Genomic DNA, 15,196 nt, shown 5'->3' with positions numbered 1-15,196 from the left:
CATGGCAGAACGCATCGACCACGTAGTGATCCACGTCGAAGAGCAGCTCGACGACGCCGAGGAGAAATACACCCGGCTCGGCTTCACGCTCACCCCGCGCGGCCATCATTCCAAGGGCACCAGCAATCACCTGGCCATCTTCGGCGACGACTACCTGGAGCTGCTGGGCGTGGAGCCGCGCAACTCCTCGGTGCGCTGGGGCCACCCGGCGGGGCTGGCCGGCCTGGTGTTCAAGACCGCCGACGCCGACCATACCTGGCGCCACCTGGCCGAGCGCGGCGTGCCGCTGGAGGGCAGCGGGCCGCAGGGCTTCCACCGCCCGGTGGTGGTCGATGGCGAGAACCTGGGCGACGCGCGCTTTCGCACGCTGCGCATCGCCGCCGACCGCATCCCCAACGGCCGCGTGTTCTTTTGCGAGCACGGCACGCCCGAGCTGGTCTGGCGCAAGCAGTGGCAGGAGCACGCCAACGGCGCCAAGGGGCTGGCCGAGTTCGTCTACGTGGCGGTCGATCCGAACGCCGCCGCCGCGATCCTGCAGCAAGCCTTCGGCGGCGCGACGGTGACCCGGCATGAGCACGGCGTGCGCTTCCAGGCCGGCCCGACCGCGATCTGGCATCTCACCCGCGAAGGCGTGGCGCGCCACTACGGCGTGGACGTCGCGCTGGTGCCGCAGGGCTTCGAACGCGCGGTCGGCCTGACGCTGCGGGTGGACTCGGCGCAACGCACGCAGGGCGTGCTGGCCGCCAACGGCATCGCCGACAGCGTCCTCGACGCGCAGGCGGGCAGGGTGGTGGTGCCGCCGGCCCATGCGCACGGCGTCATCCTGGCCTTTGCCCAACCCTGATGCATGGCCGTCGCATATCCATGCGCAAAGCGCGCATGGATATGCGGTAACGGTCTTTGTCTGCGGGGCGCTTTCTCTTTAGGATGGACGGCTTCACTCCTTACCTCCATGACAATAACAATGCTCTCCATCCTCAGGAAATTCAGCTTCGCCCTCGGCCTCGGCGCCGCCGCGCTGGTCGCCGCGCCGGTTCACGCCGAGCCGCTCAAGGAAGTCAAACTCGACTTCGCCTACTACTCGCCGGAAAGCCTGGTCATCAAGCGCAACGGCTGGCTGGAAGAGGCCTTCAAGGCGCAGGGCACGAGCGTGCAGTGGGTGTTCTCGCGCGGCAGCAACAACTCGCTGGAATTCCTCAACAGCGGCGCCTCCAACTTCGCGCTGACCTCCAGCATCTCGGCGCTGGTGGCGCGCGTGAACGGGCAGCCGGTCAAGGCCGTCTACAGCTACCTGTGGGCCGAGCCCAGCGCGCTGGTGGTGACGGCCAATTCGCCGATCAAGTCGGTGGCCGACATCAAGGGCAAGAAGATCGCCGCCACCAAGGGCACCGATCCCTACTTCTTCCTGTTGCGCGCGCTGGACGCCAACCACCTGAAACCGTCCGACGTCGAGATCGTCCACCTGCAGCATCCTGACGGTCGCGTGGCGCTGGAACAGGGCCGCGTCGATGTCTGGGCCGGGCTGGATCCGCATATGGCCGGCGCCCAGGCGGCCGGCGCGCGTTTCATCTACCGCAACCCGGCGTTCGGCTTGTCGGCCTTCCTCAACACCAGCGAATCCTTCCTGAAGCAGAACCCGGAAGCGGTGCGCATCGTGCTGCGCGCCTATGAACGCGCGCGCCGCTGGATCATCGAGCATCCGGCCGACGCCGTGGCGCTGCTGTCCGAAGAGATCAAGCTGCCGCCGGAAGTGATCAAGCTGCAGCTGGGCCGCTACGATTTCAGCCGTCCGCTGCCGGGCGCCGCCCACCTCGACGCCATCCGCCCGGTGGTGCCGCTGCTGCTGCAGGACGGCATCCTGCGCCGCAACGCCAAGGTGGATGAACCGCTCAACACGCTGATCGACGGGCGCATCGCCGCCGCCGTGATCGCGGAAAAATAAGATGCCGCGCTCGGTCTCCTCGATCCCGGTGGCCGGCGCCGGGCGCGTCGCGCGCTGGCGCCTGCCGCTGCGCGCGGCGGTGCTGCGCGGGTTGGCCATCCCGGTGCTGCTGCTGGCGGCGCTGGAAGCGGCCGGGCGCGCCGGCTGGGTGCCCAATTACCTGATGCCCATGCCCAGCGAGCTGCTGTCCACGCTGCTGGAACTGGGCGAGGGGCCGCTGTGGAAGCACATCGGCGCCAGCACCGCGCGGGTGGCCGCCGGCTTCGGCATCGGCGCGGCGCTGGCGCTGGTGTTCGGCGCCTGGGTCGGGCTGAGCCGCCTGGCCGAGGACTACATCGAGCCCATCTTCCAGGCGCTGCGCGCCGTCCCTGGCCTGGCCTGGGTGCCGCTGCTCCTGATCTGGCTGGGCATCGACGAGACCTCCAAGATCACGCTGATCGCCATCGGCTCCTTCTTCCCGGTATACGTCAACCTGGTGGCGGGGATCCGCAACGTCGACCGCAAGCTGGTCGAGGTCGGCAGCATGTACCGCTTCAGCCGCATCGAGCTGATCCGCCGCATCTTCATCCCGGCCGCCAAGCCCTACCTGTTCACCGGCATGCGCAGCGGCCTCTCGATGGCCTGGCTGTGCGTAGTCGCCGCCGAGCTGCTGGCGGCCACCCAGGGCATCGGCTACCTGCTTACCGACGGCCGCGAGGTGTCGCGTCCCGACCTTGTGCTGGTGGCCATCGTGGTGCTGGCCGTGATGGGCAAGCTGAGCGACTCCATCCTCAAGTTCTGGGAGGCGCGCAGCCTGTCGTGGCGCGACGCCTTCTCGGGGGAGCGCGCATGAGCGCCGTGCTCGACATCCGCGTCGACCGCAAGGCCTTCGGCGACGACCTCATCCTGCAATCCATCGAACTCAGGCTGGCCGAGCGCGAGACCGTCGCGCTGCTGGGCCCCAGCGGCTGCGGCAAGAGCACGCTGCTGCGCATCGCCGCCGGCCTGGATCGCGACTTCCGCGGCGCAGTGAAGCGTGCCGGCGAGGGCGACGGCGTGGCCTTCGTGTTCCAGGAGCCGCGCCTGATGCCCTGGCTCACCGTGGCCCAGAACGTCGGCTTTGCAGACGGCGAGCGCGCCGACGGCGCCTGGATCTCGCAACTGTTGGCCGAGGTCGGCCTGGCCGGTTTCGAGCACAGCCTGCCCAAGCAGCTCTCGGGCGGCATGGCGCAGCGCGTGGCGATCGCCCGCGGCCTGTATTCGCGCCCGCGCATCCTGTTGCTGGACGAGCCCTTCAGCGCGGTGGACGCCTTCACCCGCATGAAGCTGCAAGACCTGCTGCTGGAGCTGGCGCGCCAGCATCAGATCTCGCTGCTGCTGGTCACGCACGACATCGACGAATCGCTCTACCTGGGCGACCGCGTGCTGATCATGGGCAGCCGGCCCGGCGTGATCCGCGACATCATCGAAGTCGACCTGCCGCGCCCGCGCCAACGCGCCGACGCCCGCCTGGCCGGGTTCAAGGCGCGCGCGCTGGCCGAGCTGCACGAGGCGCATGCGTTCTGAGCGCACGGTTCCGGGCGCTTTCATTTTCCCGCGCGCAAAAAAATAGCCCGATCGCTCGGGCTATCTTGTTTCGGATGCAAGGCAAGACCGGCCGGGAAGGCCGGCTTTACTTTATCATCCGCGCCGGGCGTCTCAGCCCGCGTTCTTGGCGTCCTGGACCGATTCTTCCAGGTCCAGCAGCGATTCGATCGCGGCAATCAACAGGCCGATGCGATGGCGGCGGTAAATCAGTCTTTTCTTCGAGCGGTTGTTCATGTTTTCTCCAACGACCAGCACCATGCTGGCTCTTTCACGGGCAAAACCGCGTCAAGCGCGGCGACCGCCATTATAGCCGGGCGGCGGGGGCGTGGTTGGCGTTTGACGACCGCAAGCACGCCCCGGTCGACTAGAACAGCCGTTGCCAGCCGTCTTGCTTGTCCTCGCGGGTGTTGATCTCAAGCATCACGCCCTCCGGCGTACGGCAGAAGAAGCGCGATCCGCGCGAGTTGTTGAACACGTCGGTCTCCATGTGCACGCCGGCCGCGGCGAAGGCCTGGTGCAGCTCCTCGACCTCGCGCAGCGTCGCCATTTCGAATCCCAGGTGGAAATTGCCGGGCCATTGCGGTTCGCCGGCGACGCGGTCGAGCACGATGTCGACGCCGTCCCGCTTCAACAGCACGTGCTCGCCCGCGGTCACGATCTCGCAGGCGAAGTGGCGCTCCAGGAAGCGGGCGGTGGCGATCGGGTCTTTGGTGGGGAGGCTGAGATGGTTCAGCGTTCCGGTGCATTGCTTGTTCATGGTGATGTGCTTTCGTATGGGTTGTCGTTATCGGGCCGGATTCATGGCCGAGAAGATGGCGTCGTAGGCGCCGTCGCGTTCGGCCCAGCGGCGCGGCAGGTCGCGCTCCAGCAGGATCTCCCCGCGCGGGACGGGGCCGGTCTCCAGCAAGCGGAACACGTCGGCGATGTAGTCCTCCAGCGGCATCGCGCGCGGATCCCCCAGCTGCTGCACGCCGGTGAGCGCGGTCCTGACATAGGGCGGCGACAGTTCCAGCACCTCCAGCGCGCAATGCCGCATCTGGTGCCGCAGCGATTGCAGCCAGGAATGCAGGAAGGCCTTGCTGGCGCAATAGGTGGGGAAGTCCGCGCGCGGCACGAAGGCCAGCGCCGAGCTGGTGGCCAGGAAGGCGGCGCCGCTGCGATCCTTGATCTGCGGCAGGATCGCGGCGGCCACCCGCAGCACGCCGAGGATGTTGGTCTGCACGATGGCTTCGGCATCATCCATGTTCCAGTCGGCGGCGCTCAGGTCTTCGCTGCGCGAGACGCCGGCATTGGCCACCAGGACGTTGAGCCCGGGAAAATCGTCGCGCATGCGGCCGGCAAAGCGCCGCACGGCGGCGGCGTCGCCCAGGTCGAGCTGCAGCGCGGTCAGCCCCGGTCGGGCGGCGCTGATCTGGTCCAGCAGGGATTGGCGGCGCCCGGTCACGATGACGCGGTTGCCGCGGTCGTGAAGCGCTTCGGCCAGCGCGCGGCCGATGCCGCTGGTGCCGCCGGTGATGAGGATGGTGTTTCCGGTGAGTTTCATAGGTCTGCCTTGGTTGGCGACGACGCCGCCAGCCCGACCGGCAGGCCTCCCCGGCACCTCGCGCCATCCATGCCGGCCGGCGCCATGCGTGGGAGCATGACGGCAGCCGCCGGGCCGCATGAAAACGGCAACGGAAGGACGGTCTCGGAGTGTGGAAGTCCCGGGCAGGCATGGCCTGGGACGGTGGAATATGCAGTCATCGAACGGCGTCGCGGATCGTCGGAAACTGCCCTGCGGGGCTCCTTCCGAAATGGACGCGTTGGATGACGGTAACGCCTACGGCAGCCCCGTGGAAGGACTGCGGCGCCAAGTGTAGCCGCAACGGCCGGCCGCGGTCAATGGGGCGCGCATCGGCCTGGCGCGCGTCGCCTTGCGCAACATGGCGACGAACCGCCGGTGCTTTCATGGCCCGGCCGGTCCGCCGCGATGGAGCATGGAAAACCGTCAAAAGCCAAGCTTGGAAAATCGCCTTGCTAATGCAAAATCCTTTGTTGACGCTCGCGCCGGCGCCGCCGTAAGGTGCAAAGCCCTTCCATTCGCGCCGAGTCCCCCATGTCCAACGCCAGCCCCAATGAATTGGCAGCCCGCCTGCTCGAGCCGCACGAAATTGCCTTCCTCGACGTGCGCGAAGCGAGGCAGTTCGCGAGCGGCCATCCCAACCTGGCCAGGCACGCGCCGCTTGGCAGCCTTGAGCTGCGCGTCGGGCGCCTGGTGCCGCGCGCCGCGACGCCGGTCTTCATGCTCGACCGGGACGGCGCCGCAGGCGGCCCGGCCCATCGCGCGGCGCAGCTGCTGGCCCGGCTCGGCTATGCGGACGTCAGGATAGTGGAGGGCGGGGCAGACGCCTGGGCCGCCGCCGGGCTGCCGCTGACGCAAGGCTATAACACCCTGGTCAAGGCGTTTGCGGACCTGGCGCGGCAACGCTACCGCACGCCCACCATCGACGTCGACGCCTTGCGCAAGCGCAGCCTGGAACAGCTGCCGACCACCTTCATCGATGCCCGGCCGCGCAATGAATACCATGCGCTCACCATCGCCGGCGCCCATAACATTCCCGGCGCCGAACTGGCGCTGCGGCGCTTCGACCGGGACAAGACGGGCCTCTTGGCCATCAATTGCTTCAGCCGCACGCGCGGGATCATCGGCGCCACCACCTTGCGCCTGCTGGGCCTGGCCGAGGAAGTGGCCTTCGTCGACAACGGCGTGATGGAATGGGGGCTCCACGGCCTCCCGCTGGAGCAGAACGCGGACTCGCCCCTGGGCCTGCCGGAGCTGCCAGAAGCGGAGCTGGCCGCGATCGCAGGCCAGCTGATCGGCCGGCATGCGCTGAAGACGGCCGATGCCGCCGCGCTGCGCAGCTGGCTGGCTGACGGGGATCGTTCGCTGTACGCCTTCGATGTTCGCGAGACCGCGCCCGATACGGCCCACAGCATCGTCAGGAAGGTCGCCGGCGGCCAGCTCCTCATGCACTACGAGAACCATGTGGCGACGAAGGGGGCGCGCATCGTGCTGATCGACGATGCGCATCGCCTGCGCGCCGCGGTGACCGCCTTCTGGCTGAGCCAGCTGAACCAGGCCGAGGTCTTCATCCTCGATGCGGGCGCTGCCGATTTCCCGGCATACGAAGAACGCGAGGCGATCGATGAGCCGCCGACGGGACTGTCGACGCAAGACCTTGAAGGGCGGCTGGAGCGCTTCTTCATCGTCGATGTCGGGCCCAGCCTGGACTTCGAGCAAGGGCACCTGCCTGGCGCGCACTTCCTGATTCCATCCTATCCGGACGACCTCGCCAAGCCGTTGAGGCAGGACAAGCCCATTCTCTTCACCTCACCCGACGGCCATGCCGCAAGGCTGGCCGGCCGCGACGCCGCGCGCCTGGAACAAGGCCGCGGCGATGTGTTCTGGCTCAAGGGGGGAACGGAGAACTGGAAGCGGGAAGGCGGGAAGACCGAAACCCGCTACGAGGCGCGGCACCTGCTCTCACCGTTCGACGATGACTGGGGTTCGGTCATGCGCGTCTTCGGGCCTCAACGCGACCAGGCATGGCAAGCCTACCTGGATTGGGAAAGCAGCTTCAGCGCCGATATCGGGCAAGACCGTACCGTACGCTTCCAGTTCTTCGCATAGCCGGGCCGGGAAGGCGAGGACGGCCGGCCTTCCCGCGACGACACATCAGCGGCCTGCCGGTTTCCAGACGATCTTCTGGACGTCTACGCGCCTGGGCACCAGTCCCAGGTCGGCGAAGCGATTGGCCACATCCTGCTGCTGGCCCGTGATGCTGTCGTCCAGGTACTTGATGCCGAAGGTGCCGCGTTCCACCACGATCTTCTCGATGTCGAGGGGGATGCCGGTCTGGTCGGTCAGCAGTTGCGCCAGCTGTCCACGGTTGCCCTCGGCCCAGGCGCCGATGTCGATCAGGCGGTCCACCAGGCGCTTGAGCAGGTCCGGATGCCGGGTGGCGAATTCACGGTTGGCCATGAGGTAGTTGTTGGAAAAGACGATGCGCTGGTCCCTGGTGATGTTGCGGGCATCGTGCACCCGCTCGCCGATGGCCAGGTAAGGATCCCAGATCACCCAGGCGTCGATGTCGCCGCGATCGAATGCGGCCGTCGCGTCCGAGGGCGCGAGATAGGACACCTTGATGTCGTCCAGCTTGATCTTCGCCTTGTCCAGCGCGGCCACCAGGAAGTGGTGCGAGCTGGTGCCCTTGGCGACGCCGATCCGCTTGCCCCGCAGGTCATCGATTCCCTTGATCGCCGAACCCTTCTTGACCAGGATGCCTTCGCTGTTGAGGCCGGCCGGCTGGGTCGCCGCATACACCAGGTTCTCGCTGGCCGCCTGGGCGAAGATCGGCGGGGCGCTGCCGGCCGACCCGAAGTCCAGCTTGTTCGCGTTCAGCGCTTCCAGCAGTGGATTGCTGTAGGCGAACTCGTACCATTTGATCTCGATGTTCTGCTGCTTGAATTCCTGCTCCAGCACCTGGCGCTGCTTGGCGATGGCCAGCAGCCCGCCTTTCTGCAGGGCGACCCGGATTTCCTTCACCTCCTGCGCGCTTGCCGTGCCCGCCGACAGCAGCAGGACTGCGGTCGCCGAGATTGATGCCAATGCCTTGAGTCGTTTTCTGATTTGCATACTGCCCCCACGATTGATCGGAGGGCAAAGCGTAGTGGGGCGACGGGATGTTTAGAAGGAAGCATTTCGTCTATGGATATCTGAAATCGCGCCCGTTCCACCCCTGAACGCCCAACGCCGCGGCGATGCCGGCGCTCCGCAAAAAAAAAGCACCTCTCGCCGGAGAGGTGCAAACACAGCCAGAGAAGTTACGGTATCGCGCTTCAACGTTCGATCGAACGCGTCCAGCGGCTGTTCCACGCGCTGCGATTCTTGTTGATCTCTTCCCAGTCGACCACGCGCGCGTTCTTGACGAAATCCATCATCCTTTGCTGCTCTGCGGCCGAGGCGCCGCCGGCCTTGACCTTGGTGTTGGTCGGATTGTAGTTGCCGCCGTCGAGCGCCTTCGCCTGCGCTTCCGGGCTCAGCAGGTAGGCCGCCAGTTCCTGCGCCAGTTGGGGTTCGCTGTTGTTGGCGATGACGCATTGCGCCACCATCAGCACCACGGCGCCTTCCTTGGGCTGCACGTATTCCACCGGGATGCCCTTGCTCTTGAGGATGGTGGACTGGGTCGGCGTGTAGGGGAACAGCGCCGCTTCGCCGGTCTGCGCCATCTCGGAAATCTTGGCGGAGTTGGAGATGTATTCCACGACATTGGGGCCGATGCTGGCCGGCCAGGCCTTGAAGCCGGGATCGACGTTGGCGTCGGTGCCGCCCTTGAGCTTGTTGAAGGCCAGGAAGGCATGCAGGCCGAAGGTGGACGAGGGCAGCGACTGGAACACCACCTTGCCCTTGAGCTTGGGATCGGCCAGGTCCAGCCAGGAGGTGGGCGGAGCCCAGCCCTTCTCGGCATAGACCTTGGTGTTGTAGGCCAGGCCGGTGACGCTGATGGTCACGCCGGTGGCCATGTCGTCCTTGATGTGCGCCGCCGGCAGCAGGCTGGCCAGGTTCGGATTGGTTTTTTGCTTCTCGCACAGGCCCATGCCCACGGCGCGGAACATCACGCCGTCGTCGAGGAACATGACGTGCATCTGCGGCTTGTCCCGCGCGGCCTGGGCCTTGGCCAGGATATCGGCCGAGCCTCCCGGCACCACCACGACCTTCACATTGTGCTTTTGCTCGAAGGGCCCAAACACGAACTGCGTGAAGGTCTTTTCCATATTTCCGCCGTTCATGCCGATGTACAGCGTCTTGGTCTGGGCCTGCGCGGAGCCGGCGGCGGCCAGCATGGCCAGGGCGGCGCAGGCGCCGAAGCGGGTGAACGGGATCATGAGATTTTCCTTTCCGGGACAAGTGGGTGGGACGATGCGTCTGCGGCGACTGCGTTGAAACGGGAAATCGAGAAGGCGTCCAGCGGCACCGGGCTGCGGGCGCGCAGCACCAGTTCTGCCAGGGCTTCGCCGGCGGCCGGGCCGATCTGGAAGCCGGCGCCGCAGAAGCCGAAGCCGTGGAACAGGCCGGCCTGCGTGGCGCTGGGGCCGAGCACGGGCTGGCGATCTGGCAGGTAGCCTTCGACCCCGCTCCAGGTGCGGATGATCTGCACATGGCGCAGCGCCGGCAGCAGTTCGACCGCCTGCGGCAGCAATCCCAGGATGGAGTCGTGCGAGGCGCGCGCGCGGTCGGCGTCGAGCACGTAGCCGCGTCCGCCGCCCAGCACCACGTTGCCGCGCGCCACCTGCCGGCAATAGATGGAGCCGCCTTCCACGCCCAGGCTCCACGGCAGGAAATGCGGAATGGGTTCGGTTACCGCCATGCTGGGGTGGCCGCTGGTCATGGGCACGTCTTCGCCGAAGGCGGCGGCCAGTTTGCCGGCCCAGGCGCCGGCGCAATTGATGAGGACCGCGGCGCGCGCCTGCAGCGCCTGGCCGCCATGGCGCGCCTCAAGCACGAAGGCGCTGCCGTCATGCCCGGCCTGCAGCACTTCGCAGCCTTCCAGCACGGCCGCGCCGGCGGCCGTCGCGGCGCGGGCGAATGCGGGCGACACCAGGCGCGGGTTGGCCTGGCCGTCTTCCGGGCACAGCGAACCGCCCATCACCGCGCCGCCCAGCCAGGGACATTGCCGGCGCAGGCGCTCGCCGCTGATCAGTTCGATGTCCAGGCCATAGGGGCGGCTGAGCTCGGCATAGGCTTCCAGCGCCTGCATGTCGGCGGCGCTGCGCGCGAGCTTGAAATGGCCGCTGCGCACGTACTCGCCGTCGATGCCGATCAGCTCGCGCAGGCCGGACCAGATATGGTGCGCGCGCTGGGCCAGCGGCAGCTGCACGGCGGCCCGGCCCTGGCGGCGTACCCCGCCATAGTTGATGCCGCTGGAACGCGCGCCGCACAGGTCACGCTCCAGCACCGCGACGCGACGCCCGGCGCGCGCCAGCGCCAGCGCCGCCGCGCTGCCGACGATGCCGCCGCCGATGACCAGGATCTCGCTATCGAGGCGCTTCATGCGTCTTCTCCCGGCGCTGCGGCCGGCGCCGCATGCGGCATCTGCCGGCAGTGCATGCCGATGGGAATCGGCTTGACCGGCGCCTGGCCGCGCAGCCGTCCGACCTGGGACAGCGGCACCTGAGCGGCTGCGGCCAGGATCTCGCCGGCGGCCACGCCGCACATGCGCCCCTGGCAGCGCCCCATGCCGACCCGGGTCAGCGCCTTGAGCCGGTTGAGCTCGCCCGCGCCGCAATCGCGCACGGCGCCGCGCAGCTCGCCTGCGCTGATGTTCTCGCAGCGGCACACCAGCAATGCGTCGGGGGCCGTCTCGGCCCAGCGCCGGGGAAACGGGAAGGCCCGCTCCAGTCCTTGGCGGAACGCGCCGATGCGGCGCAGTCGCGCCTCCAGGGTGTGGATGCGGGCGCGGTCGACGGCCATGCCGCGGTCCTGCAAGAGCGCCAGGGCGGCCCGTTCGCCGGCCAATTCGGCGGCGTCGGCGCCCATGATGCCGGCGCCGTCGCCGGCCAGGTAGACGCCCGCCACGCTGCTGCGGCCGGCGGGGTCGCGCAGCGGCAGTTGGGCGCGCTGCACGGGATCGAATCCGAAACGGCAGCCGAGCAGGTCGGCCAGTTGGGTCTCCGGGCGCAAGGCGTGGCCGAAGCCGACGGCGTCGCATTCGATGCGTTGCTCGGGGCCGGGGCTGGCCTGCGCGTCGTTCATGTCTTCGCGGCGCCAGACCAGCGCCTCGACGCGCGCCCCGCCTTCGGCGCGCAACACGCGGGCTCGGGTATGCACCGCAACCCCATGCAGGCGCAGCCAGGCCAGGTAATACATGCCTTTGGCCAGCACCGCCGGCTGGTTCAGCATGGCGGGCAGGGCGGCGAGGCGGTCGCCCATGCTGCCGCTGTCGAGCACCGCCATGACCCTGGCGCCGGCCTTCGCATACTGGTAGGCCACCAGGTACAGAAGGGGGCCGGAGCCTGCCAGCGCCACCCGCTCGCCGATGGCGCAGCCCTGGAACTTGAGCGCGACCTGGGCGCCGCCCAGGGTAAAGACGCCGGGCGTGGTCCAGCCCGGGAAGGGCAGCACGCGATCGGTGGCGCCGGTGGCCACGATCAGGTCGTCCCACGACAGGGACGAGGCCGCCAGGGTGCCGGTCTCCATCAGGTCCAGCAGGCCCGGCTGGGCGTTCCAGACCAGGGTCTGGGGGCGATAGTCGAGCTGCCCGCGCAGGCTGGCGAAGGTCTCGTGCAGGGCGCGCGCGCGGCCGGCCTCGAAGCCGTAGAGCTGCGTGCGGCGGCGCGTGAATCCGGACGGCGGCTGGCGGTAGATCTGGCCGCCGGCGCGCGGCGCTTCGTCCAGCAGCACCGGGCGCAGGCCGTATGCGGCCAGGGTCTGTGCGGCGCGCATGCCGGCCGGGCCGGCGCCGATGATCACCGGCGGCCGGCTCATGGCGCGCCTCCGGCGCCGGTCAGCAGCCGCATGCCGGCGCGGATGAAGGTCGAGCAGGCGCGCAGCCGTTCGCCGTCGGCGGTGGCGACCCAGCAATCCTGGCAGGCGCCCATCATGCAAAAGCCGGCGCGCGGCTGCTCGCCGAACTCATGGATGCGCAGGCGCGCCCGGCAGGTCAGCACGGCGGTCAGCACGGTGTCGCCCTCCAGCGCCGTGGCCGGCTGGCCATCCAGCGTGAAGGCCACGGGCAGGCGCTCGCGCTCGGCCAGGCGCACCAGCTGGCGGCGTTCCCGCTGGTCGATGGTGGTCTTCATGCGCGGCCCACCAATACCCGATCCAGCCCGTAGATGCGGTCGAGGATGAACATGGCTGCGGCCGTGACGGCCACCATCAGCGCCGATACCGCCGCCATCATGGGATCGATCGATTCGGTGGCGTACATGTACATGCGCACCGGCAAGGTCACCGTCGAAGGCGAGGTGACGAAGATCGACATGGTCACTTCGTCGAAGCTGTTGATGAAGGCCAGCAGCCAGCCGCCGGTAATGCCCGGCAGGATCATGGGCAAGGTGATGCGCAGGAACACCGTGGCGCGGCCGGCCCCCAGCGACAGCGCCGCCTGCTCGGCGCTGCGGTCGAAGCCGACCAGGGCCGACATCACCAGGCGCATGGTGTAAGGCATCACCACCAGCGCATGCGCGGCGACCAGCCAGCTGAAGCTGCCGGCACCGCCCACCAGCGCGAACAGCCGCAGCAGGGCCACTCCCAGCACCAGGTGCGGGATGATCAGCGGCGACAGGAACAGCCCCTGCAGCACCCCCGACCAGCGGTGCGGATGGCGGATCAGCGCCATCGCCGCCGGCACCGAGATCACGGTGGAAATGGTGGCCGACAGCAGCGCCAGCCACAGGCTGTTCCAGAAGGCGCTGACGAAATCGGGATAGTCGAACACTGCCCTGAACCAGCGCAGCGACAATTGCGGTCCATGGATGGTGAGCGTGTTTTCGGGCGTGAAGGCAATCACGCAGACCACCAGGATCGGCGCCAGCATGAAGCCGATCACCAGCGCGTTGAACAGCAGGGCGGCAGGTCCGTTCTTGTTCATTTCTTACCCCAGTGCTTTCTTGTAGCGGCGCTCGACCATGCGGTTCCAGCCCAGCATCACCACCAGGTTGGCCGCCAGCAGCAGCAAGGCGATGGCGGCGCCCAGCGGCCAGTTCAGTTCGTGCAGGTATTCGTCGTAGACCAGGGTCGCCATCATCTTCAGGCGGCGTCCGCCCAGGAGGCCGGGAATGGCGAAGGAGCTGGCCGACAGGCCGAACACGATCAGGCTGCCCGACAGCAGCCCGGGCATCACCTGCGGCAGCACGATGCGGCGCAGCGCCGTGGCCGGCGAGGCGTTGAGCGAGAGCGCGGCATGGATGAGCGAGGGATCGAGCTTCTGCAGCGAGGTCCATACCGGGATCACCATGAACGGCAGCATCACGTGCACCAGCGCGATGATCACCGCCAGGTCGGTGTAGAGGATCTTGTAAGGCCCCATGCCGAACAGCGCGAAGGCGCCGTTGACCAGGCCTTCCGGGCCCAGCAGCATGCTCCAGCCGAAGGCCCGCACCACCACCGAGATCATCAGCGGCGCCAGCACCACCAGCAGCATGATGGAGCGCCAGGGACGGGTCATGCGGTTGAGGATCCAGGCCTCGGGCGCGCCCACCAGCGCGCAGATCAGGGTCACCGCCGCCGATATCCAGAAGGTGCGCCAGAAGATGGCGTAGTACCAGGGATCGGACAGCACGTCGGCATAGTGCTGCAGCGTGAAGGTGCCGGCCCGGGGGCCGGCGTCGGCGTCGAACACGTTAAACGACAGCACCACCGTGAGCAGCAGCGGCACCAGCAGCATCACCGTGCACAGGGCGATGGCCGGCGCCGACATCCACCAGGCTGCCTGGCTGCGGCGGGCCGGCGTCGATACGGAAGCGGTGGCGGCGATCCTCATGCCGGCACCTCGGCTGCGCCGCGCGCGCTCGACACCAGGCGCAGGCTGTGGTCGTTCCAGGACAGGCCGATGCTTGCGCCGGGTTCGGCCACGCCGGCGCCGTCGTTGGCCAGCAGCACCGATAGCTTGCCCAGCGGGGTCGCCGCCTCAAGCAGCCACTGGCTGCCCAGGAAGAAGCGCCGCAGCACAAGACCGTCGCAACGGCCCTGGCCGGGGGCCACGCAACGGATCTTCTCCGGGCGTAAGCCGAGCAGCGCTCGCGCGCCGCTGCGCAGGCCGGTGTCGGGCGCCTCCAGCGTCAGCAGGATATCGCCCACCGCCAGTTCGGCGCGCTCGCCGGCCGCACCCAGCACCTCCGCTTCGAGCAGGTTGGCCTTGCCCACGAAGCCCGAGATGAAACGGTTGGCCGGATGCTCGTAGACCTGCAGCGGGCGCCCGACCTGGGTCACGTGCCCGGCTTCCATCACCACCACCCGATCGCTGATCGACATGGCTTCGCTCTGGTCGTGGGTGACCATGATGGTGGTGGTGCCTACCTTGCGCTGGATATCGCGCAATTCGAACTGCATCTCCTCGCGCAGCTTGGCATCGAGGTTGGAGAGGGGTTCATCCAGCAGCAGCACCGGCGGCTTGATCACCAGCGCGCGCGCCAGGGCCACGCGCTGGCGCTGGCCGCCGGAGAGTTCGCGCGGATAACGCCGGCCGTGTTTCTCCAGGTGCACCAGCGCCAGCGCCTGGGCCACCCGCTCGGCGCGTTCGGCCGCGGGGCACTTGCGCATCTCCAGGCCGAAGGCGACGTTTTGCTCCACCGTCATGTGCGGGAACAAGGCATAGGTCTGGAACACGATGCCCAGGCCGCGGGTATTCGGCCTGGCATGGGTGATGTCGCGCCCGTCCAGTTCGATGCGTCCGCCGCTGACGGCCTCGAAACCGGCGATCATCTGCAGGGTGGTGGTCTTGCCGCAGCCGGAGGGGCCCAGCAGGGAAATGAATTCCCCTTGCTCCACGCTGAGGCTGAAGGACGACACCGCCTGGGTATCACCGTAGAACTTGCTGACATTGGTCAGCGTGAGGAACGACATGGCAAGCCCCTTTACCGGTTGGAGTGACGGCGGTCGCAGAATCGATATGCACCGCCAACTTGTTCCCAACGGTATGCAATTTCCTT

Annotated in this window: 16 protein-coding genes; 5 read left to right on the top strand and 11 right to left on the bottom strand. The window is 68.1% G+C overall.

What is annotated here, in order from left to right; all coding sequences use genetic code 11:
* Window position 1 precedes the first annotated feature (1 nt).
* The 4 genes from Herbaro_RS11565 (at window position 2) to Herbaro_RS11550 (ending at window position 3,487) form a co-directional block, all read left to right on the top strand.
* Window positions 2–844 (top strand): VOC family protein, encoded by an 843-nt coding sequence (locus tag Herbaro_RS11565; protein ID WP_275009778.1) that lies wholly within the window; start codon window positions 2–4, stop codon window positions 842–844.
* Window positions 845–964: 120 nt separating this feature from the next.
* Window positions 965–1,942, top strand: a complete 978-nt coding sequence (locus tag Herbaro_RS11560; RefSeq protein ID WP_275009777.1) for an aliphatic sulfonate ABC transporter substrate-binding protein — start codon at window positions 965–967, stop codon at window positions 1,940–1,942.
* A 1-nt stretch (window position 1,943) separates the two neighbouring features.
* Window positions 1,944–2,774 (top strand): ABC transporter permease, encoded by an 831-nt coding sequence (locus tag Herbaro_RS11555; RefSeq protein ID WP_275009776.1) that lies wholly within the window; start codon window positions 1,944–1,946, stop codon window positions 2,772–2,774.
* Window positions 2,771–3,487, top strand: coding sequence for an ABC transporter ATP-binding protein (locus Herbaro_RS11550; RefSeq protein WP_275009775.1), 717 nt, complete (start codon window positions 2,771–2,773; stop codon window positions 3,485–3,487). The genes Herbaro_RS11555 and Herbaro_RS11550 overlap by 4 nt, the downstream gene beginning before the upstream one ends.
* A 132-nt stretch (window positions 3,488–3,619) precedes the next feature.
* Here the strand turns inward: Herbaro_RS11550 and Herbaro_RS11545 are convergent, their stop codons facing one another.
* The 3 genes from Herbaro_RS11545 to Herbaro_RS11535 all read right to left on the bottom strand — a co-directional run bounded on the left by Herbaro_RS11545 (window position 3,620) and on the right by Herbaro_RS11535 (window position 5,051).
* Window positions 3,620–3,742: a hypothetical protein gene (locus tag Herbaro_RS11545; protein ID WP_275009774.1), complete on the bottom strand. Its 123-nt coding sequence runs from the start codon at window positions 3,740–3,742 to the stop codon at window positions 3,620–3,622.
* 130 nt (window positions 3,743–3,872) lie between these two features.
* A complete protein-coding gene (locus Herbaro_RS11540; RefSeq protein WP_275009773.1) occupies window positions 3,873–4,265 on the bottom strand; it encodes a VOC family protein in 393 nt (130 codons plus the stop codon).
* Between the two features lie 27 nt (window positions 4,266–4,292).
* Window positions 4,293–5,051 carry an SDR family oxidoreductase gene (locus tag Herbaro_RS11535; protein WP_275009772.1) on the bottom strand — a complete coding sequence of 253 codons (759 nt, stop codon included), beginning with the start codon at window positions 5,049–5,051 and terminating at the stop codon, window positions 4,293–4,295.
* A 552-nt stretch (window positions 5,052–5,603) separates the two neighbouring features.
* Between Herbaro_RS11535 and Herbaro_RS11530 the strand changes: the two genes are divergently transcribed.
* Window positions 5,604–7,178, top strand: a complete 1,575-nt coding sequence (locus Herbaro_RS11530; RefSeq protein ID WP_275009771.1) for a rhodanese-like domain-containing protein — start codon at window positions 5,604–5,606, stop codon at window positions 7,176–7,178.
* 45 nt (window positions 7,179–7,223) lie between these two features.
* On the opposite strand, the gene Herbaro_RS11525 is transcribed toward Herbaro_RS11530, so the two are convergent.
* From Herbaro_RS11525 to Herbaro_RS11490, 8 genes are all read right to left on the bottom strand, one after another.
* Window positions 7,224–8,183: an aliphatic sulfonate ABC transporter substrate-binding protein gene (locus tag Herbaro_RS11525; RefSeq protein ID WP_275009770.1), complete on the bottom strand. Its 960-nt coding sequence runs from the start codon at window positions 8,181–8,183 to the stop codon at window positions 7,224–7,226.
* A 203-nt stretch (window positions 8,184–8,386) separates the two neighbouring features.
* Window positions 8,387–9,433, bottom strand: a complete 1,047-nt coding sequence (locus tag Herbaro_RS11520; protein WP_275009769.1) for an ABC transporter substrate-binding protein — start codon at window positions 9,431–9,433, stop codon at window positions 8,387–8,389.
* Window positions 9,430–10,599 carry an NAD(P)/FAD-dependent oxidoreductase gene (locus Herbaro_RS11515; RefSeq protein WP_275009768.1) on the bottom strand — a complete coding sequence of 390 codons (1,170 nt, stop codon included), beginning with the start codon at window positions 10,597–10,599 and terminating at the stop codon, window positions 9,430–9,432. The genes Herbaro_RS11520 and Herbaro_RS11515 overlap by 4 nt, the downstream gene beginning before the upstream one ends.
* Entirely contained in the window at window positions 10,596–12,032 is a 1,437-nt protein-coding gene (locus tag Herbaro_RS11510; protein WP_275009767.1) for an FAD/NAD(P)-dependent oxidoreductase, read from the bottom strand. Before Herbaro_RS11510 ends, Herbaro_RS11515 begins: the two co-directional genes overlap by 4 nt.
* On the bottom strand, window positions 12,029–12,346 hold the full coding sequence (locus Herbaro_RS11505) for a (2Fe-2S)-binding protein (protein WP_275009766.1): 318 nt from the start codon (window positions 12,344–12,346) through the stop codon (window positions 12,029–12,031). The genes Herbaro_RS11510 and Herbaro_RS11505 overlap by 4 nt, the downstream gene beginning before the upstream one ends.
* On the bottom strand, window positions 12,343–13,137 hold the full coding sequence (locus Herbaro_RS11500) for an ABC transporter permease (protein ID WP_275009765.1): 795 nt from the start codon (window positions 13,135–13,137) through the stop codon (window positions 12,343–12,345). Before Herbaro_RS11500 ends, Herbaro_RS11505 begins: the two co-directional genes overlap by 4 nt.
* A gap of 3 nt (window positions 13,138–13,140) precedes the next feature.
* Window positions 13,141–14,028: an ABC transporter permease gene (locus tag Herbaro_RS11495; RefSeq protein WP_275009764.1), complete on the bottom strand. Its 888-nt coding sequence runs from the start codon at window positions 14,026–14,028 to the stop codon at window positions 13,141–13,143.
* On the bottom strand, window positions 14,025–15,110 hold the full coding sequence (locus Herbaro_RS11490; RefSeq protein ID WP_275009763.1) for an ABC transporter ATP-binding protein: 1,086 nt from the start codon (window positions 15,108–15,110) through the stop codon (window positions 14,025–14,027). The genes Herbaro_RS11495 and Herbaro_RS11490 overlap by 4 nt, the downstream gene beginning before the upstream one ends.
* Between the last annotated feature and the right edge of the window lie 86 nt (window positions 15,111–15,196).

Source organism: Herbaspirillum sp. WKF16 (assembly GCF_028993615.1).
In the GTDB taxonomy this organism is placed as follows: domain Bacteria; phylum Pseudomonadota; class Gammaproteobacteria; order Burkholderiales; family Burkholderiaceae_D; genus Herbaspirillum.
The sequence above is the reverse complement of the archived record's forward strand: the minus strand, read 5'-3'. Positions and strand labels throughout refer to the sequence as shown.

Bases quoted from the DNA above. Each gene is read 5' to 3' on its own strand.
- Herbaro_RS11505 (WP_275009766.1), bottom strand. From the start codon at position 12,346: ATGAAGACCACCATCGACCAGCGGGAACGCCGCCAGCTGGTGCGCCTG.
- Herbaro_RS11530 (WP_275009771.1), top strand. From the start codon at position 5,604: ATGTCCAACGCCAGCCCCAATGAATTGGCAGCCCGCCTGCTCGAGCCG.
- Herbaro_RS11545 (WP_275009774.1), bottom strand. From the start codon at position 3,742: ATGAACAACCGCTCGAAGAAAAGACTGATTTACCGCCGCCATCGCATC.
- Herbaro_RS11535 (WP_275009772.1), bottom strand. From the start codon at position 5,051: ATGAAACTCACCGGAAACACCATCCTCATCACCGGCGGCACCAGCGGC.
- Herbaro_RS11560 (WP_275009777.1), top strand. From the start codon at position 965: ATGCTCTCCATCCTCAGGAAATTCAGCTTCGCCCTCGGCCTCGGCGCC.
- Herbaro_RS11490 (WP_275009763.1), bottom strand. From the start codon at position 15,110: ATGTCGTTCCTCACGCTGACCAATGTCAGCAAGTTCTACGGTGATACC.
- Herbaro_RS11550 (WP_275009775.1), top strand. From the start codon at position 2,771: ATGAGCGCCGTGCTCGACATCCGCGTCGACCGCAAGGCCTTCGGCGAC.
- Herbaro_RS11565 (WP_275009778.1), top strand. From the start codon at position 2: ATGGCAGAACGCATCGACCACGTAGTGATCCACGTCGAAGAGCAGCTC.
- Herbaro_RS11555 (WP_275009776.1), top strand. From the start codon at position 1,944: ATGCCGCGCTCGGTCTCCTCGATCCCGGTGGCCGGCGCCGGGCGCGTC.
- Herbaro_RS11520 (WP_275009769.1), bottom strand. From the start codon at position 9,433: ATGATCCCGTTCACCCGCTTCGGCGCCTGCGCCGCCCTGGCCATGCTG.
- Herbaro_RS11525 (WP_275009770.1), bottom strand. From the start codon at position 8,183: ATGCAAATCAGAAAACGACTCAAGGCATTGGCATCAATCTCGGCGACC.
- Herbaro_RS11500 (WP_275009765.1), bottom strand. From the start codon at position 13,137: ATGAACAAGAACGGACCTGCCGCCCTGCTGTTCAACGCGCTGGTGATC.
- Herbaro_RS11495 (WP_275009764.1), bottom strand. From the start codon at position 14,028: ATGAGGATCGCCGCCACCGCTTCCGTATCGACGCCGGCCCGCCGCAGC.
- Herbaro_RS11515 (WP_275009768.1), bottom strand. From the start codon at position 10,599: ATGAAGCGCCTCGATAGCGAGATCCTGGTCATCGGCGGCGGCATCGTC.
- Herbaro_RS11540 (WP_275009773.1), bottom strand. From the start codon at position 4,265: ATGAACAAGCAATGCACCGGAACGCTGAACCATCTCAGCCTCCCCACC.
- Herbaro_RS11510 (WP_275009767.1), bottom strand. From the start codon at position 12,032: ATGAGCCGGCCGCCGGTGATCATCGGCGCCGGCCCGGCCGGCATGCGC.